Genomic DNA, 23,470 nt, shown 5'->3' on the forward strand with positions numbered 1-23,470 from the left:
TATGCAAAAGAAAGTTGTTTTAGCTTGGTGTTTGGTCGGCATCTTGAGCACCTTTGTGTCCGTACTAATTTTTTTGCCTGCGAGCTGGGTAGGTGTGCTTTTAGAGAAGCAAACGATGGGGCGCCTGAGTTTGGGGGATATACAAGGAAGCTTCTGGCGTGGCTCGGCGTTTATTGGTGGCGCGGTTGACCAGAAATCAGCTGTTACGCCTTTGTTTCCGGGACGATTTTCTTGGAAAATTTCTCCAGCCATCTTATTAGGTCAAGTGGCTGTTGAATTAGAAAATACGCAGGTGATGTCAGCACCTTTACAAGTAAAAGGTAGCTTTCAACAGTGGTATATCAGTCCAGCTAGTATCACCTTGCCACCTGAACGATTAGAAGGATTGGGGGCTCCCTTAAATACCATCGGTCCAACTGGAAAAATTGCTTTGCATTGGGGACAGTTGGATTTAAGCGTCATTGAAGGTAAGGCACTATTGAATGGCACGATGAAATTGGAAATGAATGAGATGGCATCGCGTGCGTCTTCGGTCAAGCCACTGGGGAGTTATCTCTTAGCATTTAATTGGAAAGGCGACGTTGCAAACTTAGTGTTGAGCACGCACAAAGGTCCAATGATGTTAGAAGGAAATGGCGTATTGCAACAAGGTCGTTTTCGTTTTTCAGGAAAAGCATTTGCCGAGCAAGGGCAAGAAGAAAGAATGGCAAATTTATTGAATTTGCTGGGAAGACGTCGTCAAGAAGGCGACAAACAAGTCATCGCATTAGAGTATAACTAAGTATAACTGAGACAATTGGCATGAAGAATACAATTAAATCGTCGTTGAATACGCACCGAATAATGGGATCAAAAAAATTGTTGCATATCTGTATGCAAGCCACTTTTTGTAGCGGTATAGGCTTTGCGAGCTTGTGTTTGCCCTTGACCTCTGTTGCACAAGAATCAGGTCAAAATGTCGCAGGTTTAAACTTTGTAAATGCCGATATTGAATCAGTAATTAAGGCAGTTGGCCATTACACCGGAACGACTTTTGTGATTGATCCGCGTGTAAAGGGCCAATTGACTTTGGTTGCGGAAAAACCATTAACGAAAGAGCAGGCATTTAAATTATTGACGTCTAATTTACGTATGCAAGGCTTTGCGGTGGTGACCTCGGACGGATTCTCAAAGGTAGTACCAGAAGCTGATGCGAAATTGCAGGGCGGACCAACACAAGCAAAAAGTGTAAAAGGCGATCAAATTATTACGCAAGTTTTTCGTATTAATTACGAGGCTGCAAATAATATTGTGACTGCCTTACGGCCTTTGATTTCACCAAATAATGTGATTAACGTTAATCCAGGTAATAACTCGATTGTGATCACAGATTATGCCGATAATATGCGCCGTATGTCGGAAGTGATTGCCTTACTTGATGTGCCTTCTAATCCAGAAATAGAAATTATTCCGATTAAGCATTCTATCGCATCAGATGTAGCTACTATGGTGACACGTCTGAGCGAGAACAATAGTCAAGCAGGTGCAGATGCGGGTAAAACCATCGTATTGGCGGATTCCAGAACAAATTCTGTATTAATTAAATCACCTTCAGTCGCACGTAGTAATTTAGTGAAGTCACTCGTCGCTCAGTTGGATCAACCAACTACACGACCAGGTAATGTGCATGTGGTTTACTTGAAAAATGCAGAAGCAGTCAAACTCGCGGCAACACTTAGATCAATATTAGGCGGCGACAGTTCTTTATCATCAACTTCAGCGAATACTTCCAACAATGTTGGCTTTCCAACCAATTCACAAAATAACATAGGTGGCTCGACAGCGCAGGGAAATAATATTGCATTAAGTTCTTCTGGTTCTAATTTAAGCCTTCCAATCAGTTCCAATAATAATAGTCTAGGGCCTACAAGTGGAAGCGGTGGTTTTATTCAAGCCGATCCTGCGACAAATACCCTGATCATCACTGCAAGTGACGCAGTCTATAGAAATTTACGTGGCGTGATTGATCAACTTGATGCACGTCGCGCCCAAGTTTATATTGAAACTTTAATTGTTGAAGTTTCTGCAGATCGCTTAAATGAACTCGGAGTTGAATGGGCAGGGGCGACTGGTGACAGCACAAGCAATTATCGCTTAGGCGCCGTGACCTCCTATCCAAATCAAAATGCATTGATTAATTTGGCGTCTGGAAATGCAACAACACAAGCTGCGGCATTGGTAGGTAAAGGTTTGAATGTCGGTTTATTTCGACAAATCGGTGGGCAATTGGGAATTGGTGCACTAGCCCATGCTTTGGCAACAGACGGTAGCTCAAACGTGTTATCTGTGCCAAATTTGGTGACTTTAGATAATGAAGAGGCAGCGATTACCGACGGTCAGAATGTCGGCATTATCACAGGTCAATATACGACGGCAACCACAGGTACTGCGGGATCGAATCCATTTCAAACAATTGAACGTAAAGACATTGGTATTAAATTAAAGGTAAAGCCGCAGATTTCAGAAGGTGGTACTGTGAAGTTGGCGATTGCGCAAGAAGTGTCTAATGTCGGAGCACCTGTAGCAGGTGGTGTTGGCATCACTACCACAGTGCGGTCGATTGCAACGAATGTACTAGCAGAGGATGGGCAGATCATTGCGCTCGGTGGTTTGATCCGAGATGACACCCGTGGCGGTGTCGAAAAAGTTCCATTTCTCGGTGATCTTCCTTTAGTGGGTAATTTATTTAAGTACAGTAGTCAGAAGCGTTCAAAAGTTAACCTAATGGTGTTCTTGCGTCCAACTGTGATACGTACCGCAGAAGATAGCAATAGTGTGTCATTGGATCGTTACGATTACTTGCGTACACAATATTTGCGAAGTATGCAGAATGAAACCGACGTTCCTTTTTTAAAGATGGAAAAGGGAAGGCTAATGACCCCAGCGGAACCTAGTTCTGCCGATAAAGCAAAATCAGTCAATAAAGAAGGCAAGTAAATCGTATGTCTGAAAATCGATTATTGCCATTTGCCTTCGCCAGAGATTTTTCTATTCTTGCTAGTCGTCGAGATGACTTAGAAGGTGCGCCTGTTGAGCTAAAGGTATCGATTGAAACCAAACAAGCTGCGATTTTGGAAGCAGGGCGACGTTTTGGGCGCGTGCACTTGAATCTGATGCCTCATGCAGAATTGTTGCAAGAGATTGCACGTGCTTATGCTGGATCGGGCGGTGATGCCGCTGATGTGGTTGGTGAAGTTGAGTCCGATATGGATTTGGCCAAGCTAATGCAAGATATGCCAGCGATCGAGGATTTATTGGAATCCGCTGATGATGCGCCAGTCATCCGCATGATCAATGCCTTGTTGACGCAAGCTTTGCGTGAAGGTGCTTCAGATATTCATATTGAACCATTTGAACAAATTTCAGTAGTGCGCTTTCGCGTCGATGGTGCATTACGTGATGTGATTCGTCCTAAGAAAGGGATACATGCGTCTTTGGTTTCCCGTATAAAAATTATGGCGCAATTAGATATCGCCGAAAAGCGTTTGCCGCAAGATGGACGTATCACGCTACGTATTGGTGGAAAGCCGGTTGATGTGCGCGTTTCAACACTACCAACTGGTCACGGCGAACGAGCGGTATTGCGTTTGTTGGATAAAGAAGCAGGCAAGTTAGATTTGACGCACCTTGGTATGAGTCCGCAAGTGCTCGCGCAGTTTGATCAATTGATCGCTCAGCCACACGGTATTGTGCTTGTTACTGGACCAACCGGATCGGGAAAGACGACAACTTTGTACGCTGCGCTATCTCGCGTGAATGCAGGCACTACCAACATCCTTACAGTTGAAGATCCGATTGAATATGAATTAGCTGGGGTTGGGCAAACGCAGGTAAATGCAAAGATCGACATGAGTTTTGCAAAAGCCTTGCGTGCGATTTTGCGGCAAGATCCTGACGTCATTATGATCGGTGAAATTCGTGATTTAGAAACTGCGCAAATTGCTGTACAAGCTTCTTTAACCGGTCACTTAGTTTTGGCAACCTTGCATACGAATGATGCGGCTGCAGCCGTTACGCGTTTGCTCGATATGGGAATTGAGCCATTTCTATTGTCGTCATCGTTGTTGGGTGTAGTGGCACAGCGCTTGGTTCGTAAGTTGTGCACGCACTGTAAAGTGCATGAAAGTGGTGTCTGGAAATCGGTTGGATGTACGCATTGCGGTCATACAGGTTATCAAGGTCGGGTTGGTGTTTATGAATTGCTGTTAACCACGGAAGCGATCTCAGCGCAAATTCATCATCAGGCATCGGAGGCTGAGATTCGTTTAGCAGCTCAGGGTGATGGTATGAAAACCATGCGCGAAGATGGGCAACGCTGGCTAGACGCCGGTGTAACCACCAAAGAAGAACTATTGCGCGTGACCAAAGAATAATTCAATAGAGAGCCTGATTGTGCCTGCATTCCGATATGAAGCCGTAGATTCCTTCGGGAATAGTAAGAAAGGGGTTGTCACCGCCGACAGTGCTCGTGCTGCTCGTTCCGATTTACGCGCACAAAATTTGGTGCCTGTAACGGTGGAATTAATTGCGAACCAAACTGGCGATGCAAAACGAGGTCGATCACTTTTTAGCGAACATCTATCTAATGTTGAATTGGCTTTATTTACGCGTCAGCTATCGAGTTTGTTGGATGCCGGCTTGCCGCTTGAACAGGCTTTCTCTGCTTTATTAGAGCAAGCTGAGCGCGTTTATATACGTGATTTAGTTGCCTCAATTCGATCTGAGATTTTGGCTGGTTCTGCATTGTCTGATGCCTTGAAGCAGCATCAAAATGATTTCACTGATATTTATTGTGCTTTGGTAGCTTCTGGTGAACAAATTGGTCAACTGTCTCGGGTCTTATCGCGCCTGGCGGATTACATCGAACGTCGTAATGCCTTAACACAAAAGGTCAAGCTCGCTTTCACTTATCCCGCTATCGTTACCGTCGTCGCATTTGCCATTGTCATTTTTTTGTTGACTTATGTCGTGCCGCAAATCGTATCGGTGTTCGCTAACACAAAACAAAAATTACCATTGCTGACGGTGGTGATGCTGGCGATCTCGGATTTTGTTCGTGCCTATGGCTGGTTACTGGCGATAGCGATCACCGCAATGACGTTTGTATGTCGACATGCGCTTAAAAATCCCGAAATAAAAATGCGTTGGCATACGTGGTTGCTCGACGCGCCTATGTATGGGAAGTTTGAACGGAGTTTGAATACGGCGCGATTTTCGAGCACCTTATCGATTACAACGGGATCAGGTGTGCCGATTTTGAAAGCTCTACAAACCAGTCGTGAGACCTTATCCAACGTCGCGATGCGAGCACAAGTTGAAGATGCTACCAATAGTGTGCGCGAGGGCGTTAGCTTAGCTCGTGCTTTGTCCGCACATAAACACTTTCCGCCGATGTTGATTCATATGATTCGTGCTGGTGAAGTGACAGGTGAATTGCCCGCAATGCTGGAGCGTGCATCGTCGGCGCAGGAACAAGACTTGGAACGTCGTGCGTTGACAATTGCGGGTTTGCTTGAGCCGTTATTGATTTTGGCGATGGGTGTCGTCGTGTTGCTGATTGTGTTGGCGGTGTTGATGCCAATTATTGAGATTAATCAGTTGGTGCGTTAACCGCGAATTGCGAACAGTATCTTTAGTTTGTTGTGTGTTTTCGGACAAGCGAATCTAGTTTAAATTATTGAGAAAAATATGAAGCGCCTTCCTTTGATTATTAATATCATTTTGTTTTCCATGCTTTGTGTGGTGGTGACTTATTGGGGCATGCAAATATTTAAACCAGCATCTCGCCCAATTCAAGCGCCAGTGAGTGTTGATGGTTATCAGCCATCCGTTGGGCAGTGGGGCGATCTATTTGGACTTTCTGCCACCACACAAGCAGCACCAAGTAGTTATCAATTAAAAGGTGTGATTGTCGCAGCCAACCCTAAAGATAGTGTGGCGATTATTGTCGTCGAGGGACAGCCTAACTTCACCGTCGGAATCGGAAAAGAGTTGATGCCGAATGTACGATTGCAGGAAGTGCATGCAGATCATGTGATTGTGAGTGAATCAGGAATTCCGCGAAGAGTCGATTTGCCAGCGCCAACTCCTCACGCTGGCATTGTTCAGGTCGCGCCTTCTGCGCCCATTTCACCTGCGCCAGGATTGGTTCCGCCGCAGATTCCTAGTCCTACTAAATAATTGCTTTGTATGAATTTTTCTGATTATTTTTCGCAGGATATTCAGCTAGCACATCCTTCATGGCATGTGACTTTACAACAGGGGTTGCAAGCGATTGAACGTGAGTTTCCTGACTACCTCAATCAATTAGCGAATTCGCGGTTTTTGCCAGATAGTCATCGATTGTTTGCTGCTTTTTCCGTACCTCTGTCTTCAGTACGTTACGTCTTGATCGGCGAAGGTCCTTATCCTCGTAGTGAGAGTGCGACTGGTTATTGTTTTATGGATGGTGCGGTCGATAATATCTGGTCACACGAGTCAGCGGGTGGGTTAAGTAAACCAGTCAATCGTGCTACTTCATTACGCAATTTTATAAAAATGCTGTTGGTCGCTGATCAGCGCTTAACTGCAGGTGATACCAGCGTTGCCGCATTATCGCCGGTGGCGCAACAGATGCGTGCTGACCCAGCGACCTATGTGCAAACGATGGCAGAGTTGCAGGATAACTTTCTTCAACATGGGTTTCTGATGTTGAACGCTTCTCTAGTTTTTCGTGAGGATGTTGCACCTGCAATCGATGCCAAGGTATGGCGAACATTTTTACCATTTGTGTTTGAGGCTTTAGCCAGGCAAGCGACAAAGCCTAGTCTTATTTTATGGGGAAAAATAGCGGATCGCTTGGATCAGGAAGTGACTCTCTTTGCGTTTGAAAAGTTTAAATCGGAGCATCCTTATAATTTAAGCTTTATTAACAATGTATCGATGCAAAATTTATTTAGGCCATTGAAATTACTATATAAGTAAATTTCCTTGTTGCTTAATGTAAGCTTTTCACTATCGCAAAATGCATAGAGCTAGATAATTTGCATATTTGCCTCACATCTTTAGAAATCCTTTTGCTTAGTCGAACCAAGATAATCGCTCTGCGGTAGAATAAGCTTAGTTTCTTCCTGTAAACATCTTTTGGTTGGCATTAAATACGTTTACAGTGTTGAGGAGAATTCGCTGTGTGCTTGCAAATAGAGATGCGAGGAAGTTAGTTAGATATGTTAAAGAAGATTAAGAGCTCGCAAATTAGACAGGGAATGTATGTACAAGAACTTTGTACTTCTTGGATGAGTTCACCATTTTGGCAAAAATCATTTTCAATTGATAATCAAACGACGATAGAAAAAATAATTGATGCTGGCATCCGCGAATTGTGGATTGACACCGACAAAGGCTGTGACGTGTTGGAGGAAAAACCGGAAGTCGAAAAAGTCCCTGAGATTGTCGTCTCCACGCCAGAACCTGAGGTTCCAGCTCCGATAAAAGAGCATCGTACGCCGTTCTCAGAGATACAGACTGTATCGATGGATGCCGAAATGGGCAGAGCGGCAAAAATAGTTGGCAAATCCAAGGGCGCGGTGTTTTCTATGTTTAGTGAAGCGCGCATGGGTAAAGCAATTGAGGCCGAACAGGCGATGCCTTTGGTAGAGGAGATTGCAACTTCTGTCATGCGTAATCCGGGAGCTCTTATTGGATTAGCGCGTCTGAAGACTGCGGACGATTACACCTACATGCACTCGGTGGCGGTTTGTGCATTGATGATTGCTTTGTCTCGTCAGCTTGGTTTGAGCGATGATGAAACCCGCGAGGCGGGATTGGCAGGTTTATTGCATGACATCGGCAAAATGGCGGTTCCCCCTGCAATTTTAAATAAGCCGGGTCGTTTGACAGATGATGAGTTCGTTTCAGTGAAAGAGCATCCAAGTGCTGGGCATGCGATGTTGCTTGAGGCAAAAGGAGTAAGTGAGATCGCACTCGATGTTTGTTTGCATCATCACGAAAAGATGGATGGAACTGGCTATCCCAAAGGACTAAAAGGTGATCAGATCAGTCTCTATGCCAAAATGGGGGCGGTGTGTGATGTGTATGATGCGATCACTTCAAATCGTCCATACAAAGAAGGTTGGTGTCCTGCTGAATCGCTCAAGAAAATGTCTGAATGGAGTCGCGGTCACTTTGATGAAGTGGTCTTTCAAGCCTTCGTTCGTAGCATTGGAATCTATCCCGTTGGTACTTTAGTTAAATTGCAATCGGGTCGTCTTGGTGTTGTGATTGAACAGCAGGTTGGTAAATCCTTGTTGCTGCCAAAGGTTCGCGCGTTTTTCTCTTCAAAGTCGATGACTTATATTTCGCCAGTATTACTTGATTTAGCTGCTGCGGGTATACAAGATAAAATTGTTTCTCGTGAAGATGCTAGCACTTGGGGTTTAAAAGATATCAGTCATTATTGGCTAGGCGATGGTGTAGGGAAAATGTAGTCGCTAGGGTTATTTTGCAAGTGCTTTTTCTATCAAATTCGGTTCGACTGTCGTAAAACCAACGACCGTAAATAAATCAAAAAGCTGATGAATTTCCTTGAGTGCATCAGGTAAAATGCACTTATGAAAATTTTGATTAGTAATGATGATGGCTATTTAGCCCCCGGAATTGTCGCGCTGGCCGATGCACTTCGCCCGCATGCCGACATAACCGTTGTCGCTCCAGATAGCAATCGCTCTGGGGCATCAAATGCATTAACTTTAGATCGGCCATTATCCGTATCTCGTGCAGATAATGGCTTTTATTTTGTCAACGGTACGCCATCTGATTGTGTCCATATCGCCCTAACGGCTTTGATGAAAGAGGCTCCTGACCTGGTTGTTTCAGGTATTAATCAAGGTCAAAATATGGGTGACGATACCTTATATTCTGGGACAGTGGCTGCTGCTACAGAAGCGTATTTATTTGGTATTCCTGCGATTGCGTTTTCTCAAGTGGATAAAGGCTGGGATAAATTAGCTGACGCCGCAAAAGTCGCAGCTCAAATGGTGTTGCGAGGTTTTCCAAATCTGGCAAAGCCATATTTGCTCAATGTAAATATCCCCAACTTGGATCACGCTGCAATTCAAGGCGTGCGCGCGGCACGCTTGGGTAAACGGCATGCTTCAGAGCCGGTCATACAATCTCACGATCCAAGTGGTCGCGTCATTTATTGGATAGGTCCAGTTGGTGCAGTCAAAGATACCAGCGAAGGTACTGATTTTGCTACAACTGCCAAAGGGTTTGTATCGGTAACTCCATTGCAAATTGATTTGACTAATCCAAAACAAATGCAAGCCTTGGCGGAAGATTTGCTATGACAGCCAATGAAAAGCGCTTTCCTTTGAATCTGTCATCGGTCGTTGATCAGCGAGGCGCTCTTCGTAAATCTCCAACAGCCATGCCGCAAACTGCGATGCAAAATGCGGCTATTCACACTAAAAATCTAAAAAACAATTTACCCCCTTTAGCTAAAACTGTCGTCACAAGTTCAATTTCAAACGCAAGTTCAGCCTCGAAAAGAGAGCCGGATCGCATTTCGACAAACAAGGCATTGCCGAGCGCTGGCATGGGGATGGTTTCTGACAAGATTCGCCAAGCTATGGTGGCGCGCGTCGCGCAGCAAGGTGTAAAAGATAATCTGGTACTTGCCGCCTTGGAGGCAATTCCTCGTCATTTATTTATTGAGTCTGGTCTGGCGAGTCAAGCGTATATCGACGCCTCTTTACCGATCGGGCACCATCAGACGATTTCGCAACCCTATATCGTTGCGCGTATGACGGAGATTTTGCGCAACGGTAAAAATTTGCAACGTGTGTTAGAGATCGGCACCGGTTGTGGCTATCAGGCGGCGGTGTTGTCTTTAGTTGCGAAAGAGGTTTACTCTATCGAACGCATTAAAGCCTTGCATGAGCTTGCGAAAAATAATTTGCGTCCTATGCGTATTGCAAATATTCGCTTGCATTATGGAGATGGCATGCTTGGTTTGCCACAAGTAGCGCCTTTTGACGGTATCATACTCGCTGCTGCTGGCTTGGAAGTACCGAGAGCCTTGTTAGAGCAGCTAGCGATAGGTGGTCGATTAATAGCGCCTGTGGGTGGACGTCAACAAGTATTGCAATTGGTAGAGCGCGTTTCACAACATGAATGGGCTAGTAGCGTATTAGAGCAATGCCATTTCGTGCCACTCCATCAAGGTGTGGTCTGAGTTTGGGTTTTAGTAGAGTTTGAGAATTTCATTAATTAAGAAAATTAGAAATGTTTATGAAGCAAAGTAGGTTCGTTTATAAAGTTTTGACTTTGATGTCGGTTCTCTTTGTCGCCGCATGTAGTTCGGTGCCAAATCAAGCGCCAGTGATTGAGCGTAGTAAAGAAACCACTACAGAGCCTGTGACAGCTTCGCAAAACTCAGTTGCAAAGCAAGCAGAATCTGTTCGACCAAGTTATGTGGTGAAGCGTGGTGATTCCTTGTCAAAAATTGCGCTGGCACTTGGTCTGAATATGAATGACTTGATTGTATGGAATAATCTTGCAAACCCAAGTGATATTAAAGTTGATCAAGTTTTGTGGACCGGACCAGCTGGTGGCAGTGAAGTAAAAATAACGCCGATTACAGGCAATTCTGGAATTGAAGTTCGCAATTTAAATCCAATTAATCCAGCAACGCATAAGACCGCACCTAAAGGCGATAAGCGTCCGTATTCGGAATCAAATTTGGCAGAGCTGCAAAAGTCAGACGGTGCAATTTCCGTCGCATCGTCGACGGTTAAAAACGATGCAGTCGTCGTAAAACCAGTTGAGAAACCGACCCAAGAGGTCGCGCCAGAAATCGCTTGGGTCTGGCCTACTAATGGTAAAGTGCTATCGACTTTCGATGATCCAAAAAACAAAGGTATTGATATCGGTGGTAAGTTGGGACAAGACATTGTTGCGGTTGCGCCGGGAAAAGTGATCTATGAAGTCGGCGCAGTACGTGGCTATGGAAATATGTTGGTGATCACCCATGCGAATAATTATTTGTCAGTTTATGCCCACAATAAAACCAATTTGGTTAAGAAAGGGCAGACGGTAAGCAAAGGACAAAAAATTGCTGAAATGGGAAATTCAGATAGTGAGACGGTGAAGTTGCATTTCGAAATTCGTCAATCTGGAAAACCGATCGATCCTCTAAAGCTGCTGCCGAATCGTTAGCCTAATTTGTTGTTTGTGTTGATTAGTTCATTGAATTGAATCTGACTGTAAATATGCATAAATTTCCTCAGGACGATAACTTGCCCCATTCATCACAAAGTCAACGACAAGATATTCTTGATATTGAGGATGCGGCTGAAGATCTTGTTGACTCCGGTTCTCACGACGTTATCGAAGATGCCGTTGAGACAGGGGAACATGCGACTCAGTTTGATGAGACGTCAAGTGTCAGTATCGCGCCGATTGATGAAATTAAGAATATTTTGGCAGCGGAATTATCGACAGACACAACTCAGCATTATTTGAATCAAATTGGTACGCGCCCCTTGTTTTGTGCCGCGGAGGAATTGCATTTCGCGACGCTAGCTAAGCAAGGAGACTTTGATGCTCGTCAAAAGATGATTGAACATAATCTGCGCCTAGTCGTTTCTATCGCTAAGCATTACATTAATCGCGGTGTCGCTCTGTTAGATATGATAGAAGAGGGCAATTTAGGTTTGATGCATGCAATTGACAAGTTCGAACCTGAACGTGGATTTCGGTTTTCCACGTATGCGACTTGGTGGATTCGGCAAAGCATAGAGCGCGCCATCATGAATCAAGCTCGTACCATTCGTTTGCCAGTTCATGTCGTGCGAGAGTTAAATCAGATTTTGCGCGCGAAGTATCATCTTGAATCGCAGCATCGTGATGGAAAAGATGCGAGTGCTGATGATATCGCACATTTAGTTAGCCGTCCTTTAGATGAGGTTCAAGATATTCTCGCACTGTCAGAGCATGCGATGTCACTCGACACGCCACTTGATGGTGACCCGCAAAGCAGCTTGTTGGATATGCTACCCGGTGACAGCGAACATGCCCCAGATGCACAAGCAGAACACCATGAATTGACGGTGTTGGTGCGAGACTGGCTATCCAAATTGCCGGATAAACAAAGAATAGTCATCATGCGCCGATTCGGATTGGATAACGATGATCCTGTTACTTTGGAAACTTTAGCCGATGAAATGGGTATCACGCGTGAGCGCGTGCGGCAGATTCAACAGGAAGCATTGATTAAGCTGAAACGTAGTTTTGCTTCGCGCGGTGTTGGCAGAGATGCTTTATTGTGATCATTTTTGTAGCATAAACGCATAGTCGAAGGCCGTTACGCACAGCGACTTCTACGGGATTATCGGTTCGAAACGCGAGATTAAACTGTATAATCTGCGGTCTTTCAACTTTCTATCCTCGCTGGCTTGATAGCCTCTTCAATCTTGATCATGAATACAATTAACATCCGCTCCCTCGATATGGACGCGCGCGGCGTTGGTCATCTTCTCAACGAAGATGGCAGCCAAGGCAAAGTCGTATTTGTCGAAGGTGCTTTACCAACAGAAGTAGTTGGGTTTAACAGTTATCGTAAAAAGCCTAGCTGGGAAGCCGCCACTTTGGGCCCTATCATCAAAGAGTCATCGCAACGAGTTAGACCGAAATGCCCTCATTACGGTGTTTGCGGCGGTTGTTCTATGCAACATTTGGAGCCAAACGCACAAGTCGCGATGAAGCAGCGGGTACTTGAAGACAATTTGGCGCACATTGGTAAAGTGAAGCCAGAAATGGTGATGCGCCCAATCTATGGACCGACTTGGGGATATCGTTACCGCGCTCGTTTGTCGGTTAGAAATGTACACAAAAAGGGCATCGTTTTAGTCGGTTTCCATGAGAAGAAATCTCGCTATGTCGCTAATATGGAAACTTGTGAAATTTTGCCTCCACATGTTTCTGCGATGTTGATGCCACTACGTGATTTGATTAGCTCATTGACGTTAATCGAAGCACTGCCGCAAATTGAGCTGGCAATTGGTGAAGGTGTGACGGCGATGGTGTTACGCATCATGCAGCCACTAGGCCCAGGTGATGCAGAAAAGTTGAAAGCTTTCGCGGATCAATATCAAGTGCAGTGGTGGTTGCAAACTGCAGGTCCAGATAGTGCGGAACCATATTATCCAGCACAATCCGATTTGCATTATTTACTTCCAGAGTTTGGCGTGAAGATGCCGTTCAAGCCTACAGATTTTACACAAGTAAATCATCACATTAATCGTGTGCTGGTAGCACGTGCTTTGGGTTTGCTTGATGCGCAAAAAGACGAACGAGTCTTGGACTTATTCTGCGGGCTAGGTAATTTCACTTTGCCAATCGCAACGCAAGTTAGAGAAGTGGTTGGGATTGAAGGCAGTTCCGCATTAACAGAGCGCGCTTTGAGTAATGCACAAGCGAACGGCTTAGCCGAAAAAACCTCATTTGCGACCCGTAATTTGTTCGAGGTTAAGGCGGAAGATTTTATCAGCTTAGGAAAGTTCGATCGCTTCTTGATTGATCCTCCGCGTGATGGTGCGATGGCGGTTTGTCAGGCGCTGATCGAACTTGGTCAGATCGCGCCAGAATTGCGTCCTAAACGCATCGTTTACGTTTCATGCAGTCCATCTACTTTAGCGAGAGATGCTGGTATGTTGGTGAACGAGGCTGGATATCAGATGAGAAAAGCGGGTGTCGTTAATATGTTCCCGCATACTTCGCATGTTGAATCAATGGCGGTGTTTGATCTCCCTTAATTTAATTTGTGTTTTTAGCTCATTTAATGAGCGAAGTTCAATGAGCTACGTCCAGTGTGCGAAGCTTGTGAATCAAAGCCGACAGCATCAGTCGGCTTTTTTTATGTTCATCAGTATTTTTGTATTGCTTGCTTGAAAGTTTAATTAAATCCGTGGATACTACATTTACTTAAATAGATAAAAGAAAAGAGGAAAGTAAAGATGAGTTATGAAGTAATGGATGCGCAAATTACACCGGACGGTCACTTAGAAGTTCTCTCCAAAGCAGAGGTAGCTCGGCTTTGGGATACTAGTCACGGTAGCCTATATCAATTGTTTCGCAGCTGCGCATTAGCCGTACTCAATTGTGGTAGTGGTTTAGATGATGGCAAAGAATTGCTGGAGCGTTATAAGAGTTTTGATATTCGTATTGTTCAGCGTGAACGAGGTATCAAGTTAGAAGTAAAAGCAGCACCGGCGAGTGCGTTCGTCGATGGTGTAATGATCAAAGGGATACAAGAACATTTATTTGCGGTGTTGCGCGATATTTTGTTTATTGATGGTGAAATTTTAAAAAATGCCCATATCAATCTTGATACAACCGAAGGTGTTACAGATGCAGTTTTTCATATCCTGCGTAACGCTAATTTATTAAAGCCACAGATTAGTCCTAATTTGGTGGTGTGTTGGGGCGGTCACTCCATTTCTGGACATGAATACGATTACACAAAGTTAGTCGGTTATCACCTTGGTTTGCGTGGCATGGATATCTGCACTGGTTGCGGTCCGGGTGCAATGAAGGGGCCAATGAAAGGTGCAGCAGTCGGACATGCAAAACAACGTATTGAAAACAGTCGTTATCTAGGTGTTTCTGAACCCGGGATAATTGCTGCTGAAGCGCCGAATCCGATTGTGAATGATTTAGTGATTTTGCCAGACATAGAAAAACGTCTTGAAGCCTTCGTTCGTATGGGACATGCGATTGTGGTGTTTCCGGGCGGTGCTGGTACAGCGGAAGAAATCCTTTATTTATTGGGAATCTTACTGCACCCAGACAATGCACAATTGCCGTTCCCATTGATTTTTACTGGACCAGCATCCGCCGCCGATTACTTTAAGCAGATTGATCAGTTTATTGCGACAACCTTGGGTAGCGAGGCACAAAGTAAATATCAAATCATTATTGATGATCCAGTTGAAGTCGCGCGTCAAGTGCAAGCTGGTATCAAGACTGTGCGTGCTTATCGCAAGGAGCATGGGGATGCGTATTACTTCAATTGGTTGTTGAAAATCGATCGTGAGTTTCAACATCCATTTGCACCGACCCATGAAAACATGCGTGGCTTGGCTTTACACAAGAATCAACCCGCACATTTATTAGCTGCGCATTTACGTCGCGCGTTCTCTGGTGTGGTTGCCGGTAATGTGAAAGACCAAGGCATTAGAGCGATTGAACAGTTTGGACATTTTGAGATTTGCGGTGATCCAGAGATCATGCATGCAATGGATATTTTGTTGGATTCGTTTGTAAAACAAAGTCGTATGAAGTTACCTGGCAAAGCTTACATTCCTTGCTATAAAGTTATTAGGTGAGATCTGCGTTCATCGAATTGTGTGGCTTTTATTGATGTAATTGTTAATCGTTGAAACATTTTTGTCACATCAACAAAAAAAACAAATATTTCAGATGGGAAATTCGTGTTTCTCAGAAAAAAAGTAGCATAATAAGAGTGTGGTTTTACTTAGATCAGTGGTCCAGCTACATAAATAATGAGGGTAAATAATATGAGTACTGTACAACATGAAGTTGATGAACGTACCAACTTGATCAGTTCAAATAAATTTGAATTGTTGTTGTTCAGATTGGGGAACGATGCAGTAAATCAACGTTCTGAATTGTTTGGTATCAATGTCTTTAAGGTACGTGAAATTGTCGCGATGCCTGAGATTACGGCGGTTGCTGGTGCACTTCCACATAATTTAGGCGTGGTCAATTTGCGTGGTCAAATTATTCCAGTGATTGATTTGCCTTCGGTGGTCGGGCGCACACCAACCACGGGCTTGAATATCATGTTGGTGACCGAGTTTGCGCGTTCAACGCAAGGATTTGCAGTCGAATCTGTGGAAGAAATCGTTCGCCTAGATTGGAATCAAGTGTTGTCAGCAGAGTCTAGCGCTGCAGGTGGCATGGTAACCAGTATCGCTCGTTTGGATGGTGACGCTGAAGACACACGATTGGCGCAGGTTTTGGATGTTGAGCAAATTTTGCGTCAAATTGCGCCTTCTGGAAACAAGGATATTGATTCCGAAACGATCGGTGCTAAGCTCAAAATTAAACCTGGTGCAGTGATTTTGGCAGCGGACGATTCTGCCGTTGCGCGTGGTTTAATTGGTCAGGCTTTAGATGCGATTAGTGCACCTTACGTTATGTGCAAGACAGGTAAAGAGGCTTGGGAAAAATTACAAGTGCTTCACGCCGGTGCGACTGCAGAAGGTAAAACATTACGCGACAAAGTTGCTCTAATGCTGACAGACTTGGAGATGCCAGAAATGGATGGTTTTACATTGACTCGTAATATCAAACAAGATGATCGATTCAAAGAATTGCCAGTGATTATCCATTCTTCATTATCTGGTACGACAAATGAGGATCACGTACGTAGTGTGGGTGCTGATGCATATGTCGCTAAGTTTGTAGCAGAAGAGTTGGCGGCAACAATTCGAGAAGTGATTGCCCATTAGGAATTACCGTCATCGCTGTTAAACAGCTTGATGTGGTTATGAATAACGCTGACTAAGCATCGATCGCGAAGTCAGCGTTTTTTTATGTCCGCAAAGGGCGATAAAACAGAGTAAGATGCAGCCCTCATTCAAGCATTTTGCGTAAAACGAATCAACAGGAATCAAAAGGAATCAATGCGATGGAAAAGTTCATGACCTATGAAGAGTATTTAGACGAAGTCGCAACGCTATTGACCGAGATGTACAATCTCAACGATGAAGCGGCGATCAAATATGTCATGCGCGCTCAAGCTGCAGAGTATTTTAGTCCACATGATGATCATGAAGAGATGCGTACTTTAGACCGTGCGATGAAAGATGCAAAAATTGTATACGAAACGCGTAATAAATCGCGTCCAGAGATTTATCGTAAATAATTTCAGTAGCAAACAATTCCAGCAACCAATGCATCGCTTAATGTTAAAGACGTCGAATGCGATCTTGGTTAAGACCTAAAATTGGGTCTATGTGTAACAACATAGAGCCATTTTTATTTATTCCTCAGAGGTTTCTTTCTCAGAAATATTAGACTTTCTCCATTTCATCGGAATCAAGTGCAATGACGTGAGTTTGTAGTTGTCCACGTTCATCGTGCCATTCGCGCATGATACAAGCTTGACCTTCTTCATCGATCGCAATAATTTTGAAAAAATTGCCGATCATCGATTCAATCAAAATGCGTTCATCTTCTGGGAAACTTTTGATGAATTGTTTACTTAGTGTGGTTACCCGAATGATGTCGCCAATGTTGACTTCTTGCTGTTTGCAATCGAGAATTTTGCTGTCGTTCATGTTTTCTTTATTCGTTGTATTAAAAGGAATGGTGTTCTTTTGCTGATTGTTCGACCATTATGATTGTTGCTCTAATCGTTGCGTTTTTTCACGGCCGACAATGTACAAAACGAGAGCAATTAAACCAAATGGGATTAAGGATAGTGCATCCGCATAAGGTCCATTAAAGAATGGATTATTGGAGCCTGCCCAATCACCGATTTTCTTATCAAAATCGGTCATGATGCCTGCGCTGAATGCAATCACAATTCCGGCTAACGCACCACCCGCGATGTAACCTGAAGAGATCAATACACCATCGCTACGATCACCTGCGGCTTGTTTTTCTTCTTCGTTTAGAGTTTGATTTTTCTCTAGCTTATTATTACGACGATCAACTAGCCAACGTATCATCCCACCGATAAATAAGGGCGCTGATGAGGCTAGCGGTAAGTAAACACCGACAGCAAATGCTAAAGAGGGGATGCCAGACATCTCCAAAGTAAGAGCAATAATTACGCCAAATAATACGAGTGCCCAAGGAAGTTCACCGTCGAGTATTCCCTTGATGATGTAAGAAATTAACACCGCTTTTGGGGCATCATATTTTTTTACCTCAGAACCATCGGGGCGAGTGTTGTGGGTACCGTTAATGCCCGGGTCTACCAAATAAACAACCTTGCCATTCGCATCGACGAGATACTTGCCAGCTGGTGCTTGAACGTTATCCGTTTTATGCCAGACCTTGTAGCTTACTTGATCTTGTTCTGCTTGTGGCCCTTGCAGTTGTGCACTTTCATTGAGCTTGCTTACATCGGTTGTTAAGCCAGGCGCGATTTGTTGGATAGGTACATAGACCGTGCTTGCATCATTGAGTTTTAATAAAATTGGTCCGAGTATTAAAGCCGAACAAAAGGCACCGATTAAAATCGCATATTGTTGGTATTTTGGGGTGGCACCTACTAAGTAACCCGTTTTTAAATCTTGCGAGGTGCAACCTGCCACGCTAGATGCGATACACACAATTGCACCAACAGACAATGCGGTGACATAGTATTGGCCACCTATCCAGCCCATCAATAAAAAGATTAAGCAAGTAAACAGTAAGGTGGCAACCGTCATGCCAGAGATTGGATTAGATGATTGACCGATTTGTCCGGTTAATTGAGATGAGACGGTGGCAAATAGAAAGCCAAATACCAAAATTAACAGCGCCCCGAGCATATTCATGTGTAGTGGCGTAGCGATGGTGATGACCGCGATGATAGCAAGTGCGCCGATTACAACCCACTTCATATGGATACTCTGTTCGGTTCGTGGCGTAGTCTTCTGTTCCGTATTTGTGGTTTGACTGCGATTGAACCAAGACAGGCCAGATAGCCCTGAGGACAAGCTGCGCCAAATTAAGGGCATTGCTCGCGCTAGACTGATTAATCCACCAGTTGCTACTGCACCGGCACCAATGTACAACACATAGGCGCCACGAATTTCATGTGGACTCATTTCGCTGATTAATTTTGTTGCTGGCGCTAAAGGTGTTAGTAGGCCATCGCCAAAAAACTTGATGAGCGGGATCAGCAGCATGTACGAAAGCACGCCGCCTGCTGCCATGATTGCAGCAATTTTGGGACCGATAATGTAGCCAACGCCAAGCAGCTCAGGAGAAATTTCGGTGCCGACCGAGCCCGCCTTTAAAGGTGCTGGGAATACATATTCAACAGTGTCTTTCCAGCCTTTTAGGGCGATGTTGCCGACCTTGTAAATGAGACCAATGAAAAAGCCACCAAAAATAATTTTGGCTCGACGATTCGCATCTGCCTGCGCATTCGGATTGCTTGATTCCCCAGCGGCATCACGAGAGGAGTCGCCCGCGGCAGCCTTAAGAACTTCGGCGCAGGCAGTTCCTTCGGGATATTTTAGTTCGTGGTGTTTTTCGACAATCATGGTGCGGCGCATAGGAATCATCAATAAAATTCCTAGCAGTCCTCCCAAAATTGCAACTAACATGACACGGTAAATTTCTAGGTCAAATCCTAGAATCAGTATCGCTGGCATCGTGACACCCAACCCGAATGCCAAGGATTCACCGGCAGAGCCCGCAGTTTGCGCAATGCTATTTTCTAAGATTGTGGAATCTTTTGCGCCCAGTTTATGCATCATGCGAAATAGCGTAATTGCAATGACGGCAACGGGAATCGAGGCGCTGACTGTCAGCCCAACTTTAAGCACTAAATAAAGCGATGAGGCACCGAATATCATTCCAAGCACGGTTCCCATGATGAGTGCGCGTAGGGTAAATTCCGGTATTACCGATGTGGCGGGAATATAAGGTTTGAAGTTCGGTAGATTGGTCTGTTGCGACATACTATTCTCTTAAGAAGGGCGACTCAGCAATTTCAGCGATCCTCGCAATCTTTTTAACAATGAGGACTCAATAAAAATCTGAGTCATTAAAGTCTGAGTAATTCAAGCGAGGGGTCGTGAAAAATGAGAATCAAAAAATTTTGTGGCGATTTGTTTAATCCGACCAGCATTATCTCGTGTTTCATTCTGTAGGTGTAATTTTTGCAAATCAATACAGGCATCAGTGTCGCGTGATGCCTACATTAAAGTTACAAAACCCCCACAAGTCTTACAGTTGTGGAAGTGATTTGATACCGCGTATGGTTTTGTTATGCCAAGCAAAGAAAGCGAGCAACATGGCGCAGGCGCAAGAGAATCCCAAGGTAATGCGTAAGCCAAAATGTTCACCTAACCATCCACCAATTAAAGCACCGGGGCCAGCGGGTAACAGAGTGAGCCAGCGCATTGTGCTAGTGATTCGTCCAAGTAAAGGCTCGGGAGTGACGGCCTGCCGTAACGCCAGAAAATTGATGAAGATGAACACACCACCAATTGCAAATAGTACTAGCATCAGTCCAAATGCAATGACGCCGAGTTGATTAGCCGGCGCGATTGCCAATAGTCCCCAACCAATGGCGCACAATAAAAATCCCAAAATCATGCATAAGCCAGGGCCGAGATGTTTACTAACACGATTGCCGATCATGCTGGCGAGAACAGTGCCTATGCCCATGCACACATAACTCAATCCAACTGCGTGTTCGGACAAGCCTAATGTGCGTGTCGCAAACAAAATTTGTACGACCAAGGCGGCGTTATAAGCCATTTGCCAAATGCCAACAGTGATTGCAAGGGCGACCAAGATTTGATTGTGTGCGACAAATTTTAGGCCTTCTTTTAAGTCCCGCCAAAAATTGGCATCTTGTGCGACAACACGAATTTCATGAATTTTTATTTTCCGTAAAATAGCTGCAGAGGTGAGTAGCAAGATCGCATCAGCAAACAGGGCTAGGGGCGCGCCCAAAAGTTTAATTAATGCACCAGCTGTCGCAGGGCCTGCAACTTCAGAGCCAGATGTGGCGAGTGCGTTTTTTGCATGGGCTTCGATCAAGCGTTCACGCGGCACGATTTGTGTTAATACAATCTGCGCTGCTGTGCCAGCGGTGGTGTTAACAGCACCGATCAAAAAGCCCACGATGTATAACCACGGCATAGTTAAAATATCTAACCACCATGCGATTGGCACACTTGCCACGGCGAGAGAAATAGCGATTTCTCCGCTGATATACACAGGTAATTTTCTCACCCGATCTAACCATACACCAGAAGGAAGCGACAACAACACATACGGAAAAATTTCCATAAAGGTGAGTAGTCCCATTTGGGTTGGAGTGGCGTGGAGCAATACAGCTGCCGTTAATGGAAGTGCCAGTAATGTAATTTGTGCGCCAAACGAACTAATCAAAATTGAAATCCACAAGCGGCGATATACAAAGTCTCGCAATAAATCATTCGCTGGAATGATTCTATCGATGACGCTCAGAGACAAGCTTTTTTTGATTAAGAGAATGCGTTTGTTAGGTGGCGTGTCGTTCGGCATGTTGCTGCGTTTGTATAAATGAGAAGCGGATGGGCATCAACTGATGTGGGCAGATTACAATAGTACATTATTGAAAAAATAGGCGCCTTGGTTGATTGAGCTAAGTTGATTGAACTAAGTTGGTTGACTGAGCAGGAGCGACATAAGTTCCATCGTTGATTGATTAAACCAATGCGCTGTTGATTTAGAAAGTATAGAGCGAAGTATGTTAGCAGAACCTATCGTCATGATTGACTTTGAAACGACTGGTATGAGTCCGGAGCAGGGTGGCCGGATTACAGAAGTTGCCGCATTGCGTATTCAAGATGGACAAATTGTCGATCGTTTTGTTTCGCTGATTAATTGCCAAGTCACGATTCCTAGTTTTATTACGCAATTAACTGGAATTACTCAGAGTATGGTGAATCGTGCACCACCAGTATCAGAAGTGATGCCAGCCTTACTTGATTTTATTGGCAATGATTATTTGGCAGCACATAACGCGAGTTTTGATGAAAAGTTCTTGCTCGCAGAAGCGCAAAATCTTGGTTTGACCGCTCGGCATCGCGGCACAATTTGCTCGGTAAAGCTGGCGCGTCGAGTTCTGCCGGGAAAATCGAGCTATTCCTTGGGACCATTAGCATCCAGCTTGGGTTTGCGTTTTAAAGGGAAAGCGCATCGCGCTGAAGCTGATGCTGAGGTAGCCGCGAACTTATTGCTACATATTGCATCTTATTTACAGCAAACGCATCAAGTTCCGATGGTGTATCCAGCCTTGTTTGCGCAAATTAATAAATTGAGTGCGGCAAAAATTCCTGCATTTTTGCGTGAGCACACCAGCGAGAAGAGTGCTGGCGTGAATAAAATGTCGAGTTCTAGAGCATCAAAATCGGGCACGAGCAACAAGGTGCGATACCGACACTATAAAGGCGGTATCTATGAGTTGGTGTGTGAGGCAACCCAAGAAGCCGATTTGCAAGCAGCAATCGTTTATCGTGCAGCGGATGGTAGTTTATGGATTAGACCAAAATCTGTTTTCTTTGAGATGATTGAGGTTGGTGGCAAATTGGTGCAGCGGTTTACTGAGATTGAATGAGTCGGGTGATGTCGCCGTTACACATCACCTCGTTTCAGATGAAAACAGAATAGAAAAACTTATGGATAGCATCGACTTAGAAGTATTAAAAACTTGCGAGCAATGGTTGCGAGCAGGGCGACCTTGTGAGTTGGTGACTGTCGTCAAAACTTGGGGCTCAAGCCCTCGACCTGAAGGTGCGATGTTGGCGATCGCAGAAAATGCGCAAGTAATTGGATCAGTATCTGGTGGATGTATCGAAGATGACTTGATTGCTCGCATACAAACTGAGGGCTTCACGCGTACTGTGCCGGAAATTGTTACCTATGGAATTAGTGCTGATGAAGCGCATCGCTTTGGCTTACCGTGCGGTGGCACAATTCAATTGGCGATTGAGCCTTTGCACGCAGAAAGCCAAATTAGTAACCTGCTCGCAGGTTTGGCTGCACACAAATTACTCGCACGTGAATTGAATTTGCAAACTGGTGCTGCGACTTTGCGTCCCGCCGAAGCACACGAGAGTTTGCGTCTTACCGAAACGCAGTTGGTCACGATCCATGGCCCTCGTTGGCGCTTATTGATTATTGGCGCAGGGCAGTTGTCACGATTTTTAGCCAATATTGCAGTTGGTATGGATTATCAGGTGACGGTTTGTGATCCGCGTGAAGAGTACCGCGAAGCCTGGCAAATCGAAGGTGTGCAATTGGCGCACGATATGCCCGATGACATAGTGATTGCGATGCAGCTTGATGCACGTAGCGCGGTAGTGGCACTGACCCATGACCCTAAATTAGATGATATGGCGCTAATGGAGGCCTTAAAGTCACCCGCATTTTATGTCGGCGCAATTGGCTCACGATCAAATAATGCAAAACGTCGGGAACGCCTATTAGAGCTTGATTTAAGTACAGAGCAAATCGCTAGATTGCACGGGCCAATCGGATTGTATATCGGCAGTAAGACACCCGCCGAAATCGCAATTTCTATTTTGGCTGAAATGACAGCAATTAAAAACAAAGTGCTGATTTCAAAAGAAAACCAAATTGAATTTGCTAAAGATGCGCAGCAGCCTGTAAATACAAGCAGTTGTCAGCTCTGAAAATCAAGAAT

The 23,470-nt window shown here is 44.7% G+C and carries 20 protein-coding genes; 17 read left to right on the plus strand and 3 right to left on the minus strand.

Features of this window, described 5'->3' with window-relative positions:
* The first annotated feature begins 1 nt into the window (after position 1).
* From KDM92_RS00110 to KDM92_RS00180, 15 genes are all read left to right on the plus strand, one after another.
* Complete coding sequence (locus tag KDM92_RS00110) at positions 2 to 781, plus strand: type II secretion system protein N (RefSeq protein ID WP_212682469.1); 780 nt, start codon at positions 2 to 4, stop codon at positions 779 to 781.
* Positions 782 to 873: 92 nt separating this feature from the next.
* Positions 874 to 2,976 (plus strand): type II secretion system secretin GspD, encoded by a 2,103-nt coding sequence (gspD, locus tag KDM92_RS00115; RefSeq protein WP_212682470.1) that lies wholly within the window; start codon positions 874 to 876, stop codon positions 2,974 to 2,976.
* A gap of 5 nt (positions 2,977 to 2,981) precedes the next feature.
* Positions 2,982 to 4,412: a type II secretion system ATPase GspE gene (gene gspE, locus KDM92_RS00120; RefSeq protein WP_212682471.1), complete on the plus strand. Its 1,431-nt coding sequence runs from the start codon at positions 2,982 to 2,984 to the stop codon at positions 4,410 to 4,412.
* Between the two features lie 19 nt (positions 4,413 to 4,431).
* Entirely contained in the window at positions 4,432 to 5,649 is a 1,218-nt protein-coding gene (gene gspF, locus KDM92_RS00125) for a type II secretion system inner membrane protein GspF (RefSeq protein WP_212682472.1), read from the plus strand.
* A 78-nt stretch (positions 5,650 to 5,727) separates the two neighbouring features.
* Entirely contained in the window at positions 5,728 to 6,219 is a 492-nt protein-coding gene (locus KDM92_RS00130) for a type II secretion system protein N (RefSeq protein ID WP_212682473.1), read from the plus strand.
* Positions 6,220 to 6,228: 9 nt separating this feature from the next.
* Positions 6,229 to 7,002 carry a uracil-DNA glycosylase family protein gene (locus KDM92_RS00135; RefSeq protein WP_212682474.1) on the plus strand — a complete coding sequence of 258 codons (774 nt, stop codon included), beginning with the start codon at positions 6,229 to 6,231 and terminating at the stop codon, positions 7,000 to 7,002.
* 242 nt (positions 7,003 to 7,244) lie between these two features.
* Entirely contained in the window at positions 7,245 to 8,504 is a 1,260-nt protein-coding gene (locus tag KDM92_RS00140) for an HD-GYP domain-containing protein (protein WP_212682475.1), read from the plus strand.
* Between the two features lie 123 nt (positions 8,505 to 8,627).
* The gene (gene surE / locus KDM92_RS00145; protein ID WP_212682476.1) at positions 8,628 to 9,365 is read left to right on the plus strand and encodes a 5'/3'-nucleotidase SurE; all 738 of its coding nucleotides are present in this window, start codon (positions 8,628 to 8,630) and stop codon (positions 9,363 to 9,365) included.
* A complete protein-coding gene (locus tag KDM92_RS00150; RefSeq protein WP_212682477.1) occupies positions 9,362 to 10,252 on the plus strand; it encodes a protein-L-isoaspartate(D-aspartate) O-methyltransferase in 891 nt (296 codons plus the stop codon). Before surE ends, KDM92_RS00150 begins: the two co-directional genes overlap by 4 nt.
* A 95-nt stretch (positions 10,253 to 10,347) precedes the next feature.
* Positions 10,348 to 11,235, plus strand: a complete 888-nt coding sequence (locus KDM92_RS00155; protein ID WP_230408093.1) for a peptidoglycan DD-metalloendopeptidase family protein — start codon at positions 10,348 to 10,350, stop codon at positions 11,233 to 11,235.
* A gap of 53 nt (positions 11,236 to 11,288) precedes the next feature.
* On the plus strand, positions 11,289 to 12,347 hold the full coding sequence (rpoS, locus tag KDM92_RS00160; protein WP_212682478.1) for an RNA polymerase sigma factor RpoS: 1,059 nt from the start codon (positions 11,289 to 11,291) through the stop codon (positions 12,345 to 12,347).
* A 150-nt stretch (positions 12,348 to 12,497) separates the two neighbouring features.
* On the plus strand, positions 12,498 to 13,832 hold the full coding sequence (rlmD, locus tag KDM92_RS00165) for a 23S rRNA (uracil(1939)-C(5))-methyltransferase RlmD (RefSeq protein WP_438947449.1): 1,335 nt from the start codon (positions 12,498 to 12,500) through the stop codon (positions 13,830 to 13,832).
* Positions 13,833 to 14,033: 201 nt separating this feature from the next.
* Complete coding sequence (gene ppnN, locus KDM92_RS00170; protein WP_308426946.1) at positions 14,034 to 15,404, plus strand: nucleotide 5'-monophosphate nucleosidase PpnN; 1,371 nt, start codon at positions 14,034 to 14,036, stop codon at positions 15,402 to 15,404.
* 192 nt (positions 15,405 to 15,596) lie between these two features.
* The gene (locus tag KDM92_RS00175; protein ID WP_212682479.1) at positions 15,597 to 16,553 is read left to right on the plus strand and encodes a chemotaxis protein; all 957 of its coding nucleotides are present in this window, start codon (positions 15,597 to 15,599) and stop codon (positions 16,551 to 16,553) included.
* A 179-nt stretch (positions 16,554 to 16,732) separates the two neighbouring features.
* The gene (locus KDM92_RS00180) at positions 16,733 to 16,969 is read left to right on the plus strand and encodes a hypothetical protein (protein ID WP_230408094.1); all 237 of its coding nucleotides are present in this window, start codon (positions 16,733 to 16,735) and stop codon (positions 16,967 to 16,969) included.
* Between the two features lie 148 nt (positions 16,970 to 17,117).
* Here the strand turns inward: KDM92_RS00180 and KDM92_RS00185 are convergent, their stop codons facing one another.
* From KDM92_RS00185 to KDM92_RS00195, 3 genes are all read right to left on the minus strand, one after another.
* Positions 17,118 to 17,384: a hypothetical protein gene (locus tag KDM92_RS00185; protein ID WP_189344021.1), complete on the minus strand. Its 267-nt coding sequence runs from the start codon at positions 17,382 to 17,384 to the stop codon at positions 17,118 to 17,120.
* Between the two features lie 57 nt (positions 17,385 to 17,441).
* Positions 17,442 to 19,727: an OPT family oligopeptide transporter gene (locus KDM92_RS00190; protein WP_212682480.1), complete on the minus strand. Its 2,286-nt coding sequence runs from the start codon at positions 19,725 to 19,727 to the stop codon at positions 17,442 to 17,444.
* 268 nt (positions 19,728 to 19,995) lie between these two features.
* Positions 19,996 to 21,255 (minus strand): MFS transporter, encoded by a 1,260-nt coding sequence (locus tag KDM92_RS00195; RefSeq protein WP_230408095.1) that lies wholly within the window; start codon positions 21,253 to 21,255, stop codon positions 19,996 to 19,998.
* A 256-nt stretch (positions 21,256 to 21,511) separates the two neighbouring features.
* Here KDM92_RS00195 and KDM92_RS00200 point away from each other — a divergent pair, with 256 nt between their 5' ends.
* Positions 21,512 to 22,381: a DUF1653 domain-containing protein gene (locus KDM92_RS00200; RefSeq protein WP_329603106.1), complete on the plus strand. Its 870-nt coding sequence runs from the start codon at positions 21,512 to 21,514 to the stop codon at positions 22,379 to 22,381.
* A 61-nt stretch (positions 22,382 to 22,442) separates the two neighbouring features.
* A complete protein-coding gene (locus KDM92_RS00210; protein WP_212682482.1) occupies positions 22,443 to 23,459 on the plus strand; it encodes an XdhC family protein in 1,017 nt (338 codons plus the stop codon).
* The last annotated feature ends 11 nt before the right edge of the window (positions 23,460 to 23,470 follow it).

The sequence above is a fragment of the Affinundibacterium baiyunense genome, assembly GCF_018139645.1.
GTDB lineage: Bacteria > Pseudomonadota > Gammaproteobacteria > Burkholderiales > Burkholderiaceae_D > Undibacterium > Undibacterium baiyunense.